Annotated in this window: 3 protein-coding genes; all 3 read right to left on the bottom strand. The window is 66.3% G+C overall.

Going from position 1 to position 4,618, the window contains the following annotated elements; translation table 11 throughout:
* A partial coding sequence (locus tag ACT6QK_RS14780; protein WP_444598584.1) for a biotin/lipoyl-containing protein occupies positions 1-305 on the bottom strand: 305 nt, incomplete at its 3' end.
* Between the two features lie 60 nt (positions 306-365).
* Positions 366-3,407, bottom strand: a complete 3,042-nt coding sequence (locus ACT6QK_RS14775; protein WP_444598583.1) for a 2-oxoglutarate dehydrogenase E1 component — start codon at positions 3,405-3,407, stop codon at positions 366-368.
* A gap of 217 nt (positions 3,408-3,624) precedes the next feature.
* Positions 3,625-4,527: a succinate--CoA ligase subunit alpha gene (gene sucD / locus ACT6QK_RS14770; protein WP_444598582.1), complete on the bottom strand. Its 903-nt coding sequence runs from the start codon at positions 4,525-4,527 to the stop codon at positions 3,625-3,627.
* Positions 4,528-4,618 lie beyond the last annotated feature (91 nt).

Here is a 4,618-nt window from a genome sequence, read left to right as displayed (position 1 = left end):
GCGGCGGGGGCGGCAGCAGCGGCCGGGGCGGCGTCAGCCTTCGGCGCGGCGGCGGGTTTGGCGGCCGCGCCGCCTTCGCTGACCGAACCCAGGATCGCGCCGGGGGTCACGGTGTCGCCCTCGCCGAACTTGATCTCGCCGAGCGTCCCGTCGGCCGGGGCCACGACTTCCAGCGAGACCTTGTCGGTTTCGAGTTCGACAAGAACCTCATCCTTCTTGACCGGATCGCCGACCTTCTTGGACCATTTGGCGATGGTCGCCTCGGAAACGGATTCGCCAAGGGCGGGGGTCAGGATATCGGCCATGTCTGGGTCCAGGCTTTGGTGTTCGGTCTTATCTAGGCGTTCGGGCGGGGCTTGTCAGGATCAGGCGAAGGCTTCGGTGGTGAAGGCTTCCAGTTCCTTGAGGTGGCGGCTCATCAGGCCGGCGGCGGTCGAGGCCGAGCCGGGACGGCCGACGTAGCGGGCGCGCTTGGAGGCGACGTCCAGCTTGTCGAGGGTCAGCTCCAGCCAGGGATCGACGAAGGTCCAGCCGCCCATGTTCTTGGGTTCTTCCTGGCACCAGACGACCTCGGCCTTGGGGAAGCGGGCCAGCTCCTTGCGCAGGGACTGGATGGGCCAGGGATAGAACTGCTCCAGACGAAGGATGTAGACGTCGTCGGCACCCTTCTCCCCGGCCTTGGCCTTCTTCTCGCGGGCGTCCAGCAGGTCGTAGTAGACCTTGCCCGAGCAGAGGATGACGCGGCGGATGTCCTTGTCGGCCTTGATCTTGATGCCGGCCACCTCGGGACGGGTCTGGGCGTCGTCGTGCAGCAGGCGGTGGAAGGACGAGCCTTCCGCCAGTTCCGACAGGCTCGACACCGCCTTCTTGTGACGCAGCAGCGACTTGGGCGTCATCAGGATCAGCGGCTTCCTGAACGACCGGTGCATCTGACGACGCAGGATGTGGAAGTAGTTGGCCGGGGTGGTGCAGTTGGCGACCTGCATATTGTCCTCGGCGCACTGCTGCAGGAACCGCTCGAGACGGGCCGAGGAGTGTTCCGGGCCCTGCCCCTCATAGCCGTGGGGCAGGAGCATGGTCAGGCCGCTCATCCGCAGCCACTTGCGTTCGCCGGACGAGATGAACTGGTCGATGACCACCTGGGCGCCGTTCACGAAGTCGCCGAATTGGGCCTCCCACAGGACCAGGGTGTTCGGGTCGGCGAGCGAATAGCCGTATTCGAAGCCCAGCACCGCCTCTTCCGACAGGGCCGAGTCGATCACCTCGAACTGGGCCTGGCCTTCGCGCAGGTTGTTCAGCGGGATATAGCGGTCCTCGGTCGTCTGATCGACGATGCCCGAGTGGCGCTGGGAGAAGGTGCCGCGCACCGAATCCTGGCCCGACAGGCGGACCGGGAAACCCTCGTCCACCAGACTGGCGAAGGCCAGGCTCTCGGCCGTGGCCCAGTCCAGGTTCTCGCCGCTGTCGATGGCCTCGCGCCGACCGTCGATGACGCGTTTCAGCGTCTTGTGCATGTCGATCGAGTTCGGGATCGTCGTCAGCCTGTGGCCGAGATCCTTCAGCTTGGCCAGGGGCACGCCCGTCTCGCCGCGCGCCTCTTCCTTGGGCGCCGCCAGACCCTGCCACTGGCCGTCCAGCCAGTCGGCCTTTTCGGCCTTGAAGGTCTTGCCGGCCTCGAACTGTTCGTCCAGCCAGGCTTCGAAGCGGGCCAGTTCGGCGTCGACCTCGGCCTGGGTCAGGACGCCCTCCTCGACCAGACGCTTCGAATAGATCTCGCGCGTCGAGGGCTGGGCGCGGATCTTCGAATACATCACCGGCTGGGTGAAGGTCGGATCGTCGCCCTCGTTGTGGCCGAAGCGGCGGTAGCAGAACATGTCCACCACCACGTCCTTGTGGAACTTCTGGCGGTATTCGGTGGCCACCTTGGGGGCGAAGACGACGGCTTCCGGGTCGTCGCCGTTGACGTGGAAGATCGGGGCCTGGACCATCAGGGCCACGTCCGACGGATAGGGGGTCGACCGGCTGTTCCGCGGCGAGGTCGTGAAGCCGATCTGGTTGTTGATGACGAAATGCATCGTCCCGCCGGTGCGGTAACCCTTCAGCCCCATCAGGGCGAAGCATTCGGCGACCACGCCCTGACCGGCGAAGGCGGCGTCGCCGTGGATAAGCAGGGGCATGGCCTTGGAGCGGTCCAGAACCCAGTCGGATTCCGGCTTGCCGGCATTCGCCTCGCGGATGTCGAAGGCCTGTTTGGCGCGCGCCTTGCCCAGGACGACCGGGTTGACGATCTCCAGGTGCGACGGGTTGGCGGTCAGGGACAGGTGGACGGTATTGCCGTCGAACTCGCGGTCCGACGAGGCGCCCATGTGGTATTTGACGTCGCCCGATCCCTCGATGTCGCTGGGCACGGCCGAGCCGCCCTGGAACTCGTGGAAGATGACCTTGTAGGGCTTGCCCATCACGGCCGCGAGGGTGTTCAGGCGACCGCGGTGGGCCATGCCGATGACGATCTCGTCCACGCCCAGGCTGCCGCCGCGCTTGATGACCTGCTCCAGGGCCGGAACCATGGCCTCGCCGCCGTCCAGGCCGAACCGCTTGGTGCCGGGGAAGCGCTTGTGCAGGAAGCGTTCGAAGCCCTCGGCCTCGATCAGCTTGTTCAGGATGGCGATCTTGCCTTCCTTCGTGAAGGCGTTGGCCTCGAACTTGTCGGGCCCCTCGAACCGCTGCTGGAGCCAGGACTTCTCCTCCGGCTCGGCGATATGCATGTACTGGATGCCGATGTTGCCGCAGTAGGTGCGCTTCAGCAGGTCCAGCACCTGACGGATGGAGCCCGTCTGCAGGCCCAGCACCCCGTCCAGATAGATGGGGCGATCCAGATCGGCGGCGGTGAAGCCATAGAATTCCGGCGTCAGCTCGGGATTGTCCGTCGGCTGCTCGATGCCCAGCGGATCGAGCGTCGCCTGCAGGTGGCCGCGCACGCGATAGGCGCGGATCAGCATCAGGGCGCGAATGGAGTCGTGGGCGGCGGCGCGGATCGCCTCGGCGCTCACATCGGCGGTCGCGGGCGTTGCGGGCGTGGCGGCAGGCGCGGGTTTGGCGGCGGCGGCGGCGGCCTTAGGATCAGGCTTCGGCCCAAGAGGCTTCTCTGGCCAGCGACCGTCGAAAACGCCCGTCTCCTCGGTCGGTTCGGCGGCGCCCTTGCGGCCCCAGCCCCCGGCCTGGGCCGAGGCGGTGACGGCGGCGGCGTTGTCCTTCAGCTGGTCGAAGAAGGCGCGCCATTCGGCGGAGACGGAACCCGGATCGGCGGCCCATTTCTCGTGCAGACCCTCGATGAAGGCGGCGTTGGAGCCGTAAAGGAAGCTGGTCTCGGCAAAGACCTGGTTCAGCCGACCGGCATCGTCCGCCATCGTGTTTTCGTCCCGACTATCGCTTGCGCCTTCACGGTCACGATCATGTGAAGGCGACCGTCATATAGGCTCTCTTTCCCCAGCGGTCATGACCGAAACGGGGCCTCGCGCAATAAATTGGTCGATTAATCCGATAAAAAAAGGCCCCGGCGCGAACCGGGGCCTTCTCATATGCGATCGGCGCATGGGTTCATGCCGAACCCGTGCTGAAACGGCCTCAGCCCTTCAGCACTTCGACCAGCGTCTTGCCGAGGCGAGCGGGCGACGGCGACATCTTGATGCCGGCCGCTTCCATGGCCGCGATCTTGGATTCCGCATCGCCCTTGCCGCCCGAGACGACGGCGCCGGCGTGGCCCATGGTGCGGCCCTTGGGCGCGGTACGCCCCGCGATGAAGCCGGCCATCGGCTTCTTGCGGCCCTTCTTGGCCTCGTCGATCAGGAACTGGGCGGCGTCTTCCTCGGCGCCGCCGCCGATCTCGCCGATCATGATGATCGAGGTGGTCTCGTCGTCGGCCAGGAACATCTCCAGCATGTCGATGAACTCGGTGCCCTTGACCGGGTCGCCGCCGATGCCGACGGCCGTGGTCTGGCCGAGGCCCTCGTTGGTCGTCTGGAAGACGGCCTCATAGGTCAGGGTGCCCGACCGCGACACGATGCCGACGTTGCCCTTCTTGAAGATGGAGCCGGGCATGATGCCGATCTTGCACTCGTCCGGCGTCAGGACGCCCGGGCAGTTCGGGCCCAGCAGGCGCGAGTTGGAGCGGTCGAGGCGGGCCTTCACCTTGACCATGTCCAGCACCGGGATGCCTTCGGTGATGCAGGTGATGAAGGGGATCTCGGCGTCGATGGCCTCGATGATGGCCGCCGCGGCGCCCGCAGGCGGAACATAGATGACCGAGGCGTCGGCGCCGGTGGCTTCCTTGGCCTCGGCGACCGAGGCGTAGATCGGCAGGGTCTCGCCGTGCGAGCCCGTCCAGTTCGTACCGCCCTTCGACGGATGGACGCCGGCTACCATCTGGGTGCCGTGATAGGCCAGCGCCTGCTCGGTGTGGAAGCCGCCGGTCTTGCCGGTCAGGCCCTGGACGATGATCTTGGTGTTCTTGTCGATCAGGATGGACATGGTTGCTCCTCAAGCCTTCTTGATCGCGGCCACGATCTTCTGCGCGGCGTCGTCGAGGTCGTCGGCGGGGATGACGTTGAGGCCGGAGGAC

The organism is Brevundimonas sp. (assembly GCF_052436175.1).
In the GTDB taxonomy this organism is placed as follows: domain Bacteria; phylum Pseudomonadota; class Alphaproteobacteria; order Caulobacterales; family Caulobacteraceae; genus Brevundimonas.
Note: the sequence above shows the minus strand (reverse complement) of the source record. Positions and strands in the feature narration are given on the sequence as shown.